The organism is Acinetobacter sp. YH12251, from assembly GCF_013417465.1.
In the GTDB taxonomy this organism is placed as follows: Bacteria; Pseudomonadota; Gammaproteobacteria; order Pseudomonadales; family Moraxellaceae; genus Acinetobacter; species Acinetobacter amyesii.
Genome location: NZ_VPDZ01000050.1, coordinates 1 through 1,909 on the forward strand (window position 1 = coordinate 1; position 1,909 = coordinate 1,909).

Annotated in this window: 2 protein-coding genes and 1 pseudogene; all 3 read right to left on the reverse strand. The window is 43.2% G+C overall.

Going from position 1 to position 1,909, the window contains the following annotated elements; all coding sequences use genetic code 11:
* Positions 1-558 (reverse strand): annotated as a pseudogene (locus FTV27_RS16970) (MFS transporter); the annotation flags it as partial.
* A gap of 74 nt (positions 559-632) precedes the next feature.
* The gene (locus FTV27_RS16975) at positions 633-1,508 is read right to left on the reverse strand and encodes an SDR family oxidoreductase (protein WP_078081115.1); all 876 of its coding nucleotides are present in this window, start codon (positions 1,506-1,508) and stop codon (positions 633-635) included.
* 86 nt (positions 1,509-1,594) lie between these two features.
* Positions 1,595-1,909, reverse strand: a 315-nt coding sequence (locus tag FTV27_RS17110) for a hypothetical protein (RefSeq protein ID WP_218944809.1), incomplete at its 5' end; no start/stop codon positions are given.

A 1,909-nucleotide genomic window follows, 5' to 3' on the forward strand; every position in this document is an offset into this window, starting at 1 on the left:
GGACTTCGCGAAACGGGTTGTCACGATCATTACAAGCGCGACAGTGGCGAAGGCAAAGCTGAATCCGATCTCGGAATATTCCGCTTGGCCTATGAGCACACGGGGAGCCGTCGAGAAGAAGACGAAGAAGGTGCCCATACCGGCGCTAAAGCCGACAGTGTAAACCCAAAAAGCCGGACTCGCGAAGATCGGCAAGACAGATCGGCGCGTCTTGACTTGATCCAGAGGGCGGGTTTCGTGCCACCTGAAACCCGCATTTAGGAGTGCGAGCATCGCCAGTATAGCCAAAGTAATGAATATCGCCTGCCATCCCAAGAACTCGCCGATCAATGCTCCGGCGATAGGGCCGAGCGCAGGCACGAACGCCAGCATCGAACTGAAAAGGCCGTAGATGACGACACCCTCAGGACGGTTGGCATAAACGTCGCGAACCGTCGCGAACGTCGCCACCAGCATGGCCGACGCGCCCACTGCTTGAAGTAGACGGAAAGCGACAAAGGCCGGTGCAGTTGAAGACCAAGCTGCTCCCAGAGACGCAATGACGAAAGCCGTTGCGCCCGGCGATTAAGTTAATAAACATATTAAATCATTAATTAGTTTTTGTAGTTTAGAGAGTTTATTTCTTAGGGTTTCTATTCCTCAATTATTCCGTATCCTTCTGGTGCAGGAATCCCATGTTCCGAAGAACGACTGACTGATTCCCACTCTTTCCATGTAAATATACGTTTTTCTGCATTTTCAACAGCTAAATCATATACAAGGCTTCCCAGAACTAATCGGAGAGGCGGATTCTCACTATTAACCAGTTTCATTATAGCTTCGGCGGCTAACTTAGGATCACTATCCACCGATTCGTTTGAATATTGTTGGGCCAACTTTTCACGTAATGAATCATACTCTTTTTTCTGTGTAGTAAAACTCATTTTTAAGTATAGATTCGTCCAGTAACCTCCAGGTTCTACGATAGATACTTTTATACCAAAATGTGCAGCTTCTTGTGCTAAAGCCTCGCTAAATCCTTCTAAAGCAAATTTACTAGCGCTATAGATTCCCGACATTGGACCACTAATCAGTCCACCAATACTAGATATCTGGATAATATGACCTGATTCTTGTGCCCGCAAGTACGGCATAACAGCTTGACTTACCCATACTGTACCGAAGAAATTAGTTTCCATTTGGCTTCTAACTTCATCTTCACTAAATTCTTCAATCATTCCCATTACCATATTCCCTGCATTGTTAATGACAATATCGAGTCTTCCAAAATGTTTAATGGCAGTTTCCACTGTAGTCGAAACAGCACTTCTATCAGTAACATCAAGACTTAAAGGAAGTAACATTCCTTCAAACTGGCATTTTAACTCATTCAGTTTTTCAATATTTCTAGCAACACCAACAACCTTCTCTCCTGACTCCAATGCTTTTTTTGTGAATTCGTATCCTAGTCCACTGCTTGCACCTGTAATAAACCACACACGTGTATTTTCATTGTTATTAAATGTCATAAATAATCTCCTCCATTAATCATGTAATATTGGTATCATTCAATACCAATTTAAAACAAACAAAATAAAGAGCACAGGCAATCTGCCTATGCTCTAAATATAGAAATATAAAATTTCAACAGGATTAATCCGATTGTTGGTATCACAAATAAGCCATCAAATTCATTGATGTACCCTTTTCTACGAAGTGTCATGGGAGATCTCCCTTTAAAATAAAAAAGAGGAAGATTCCTCTCCCCCTTTTTACTATAACCGTATAATAAAGGTTTCCTATACGTATAGGAAGAATAAACGCCCTTTTCACCCAAGTCCAACAGCTTTGGACCGCAGTTGACTCTTTCGACACCCCTGCGATGCAACCCAATCCGGCTGACGGGGAGCCAGCAACGCTGAAAATTTAC

Bases quoted from the DNA above. Each gene is read 5' to 3' on its own strand.
- FTV27_RS16975 (WP_078081115.1), bottom strand. From the start codon at position 1,508: ATGACATTTAATAACAATGAAAATACACGTGTGTGGTTTATTACAGGT.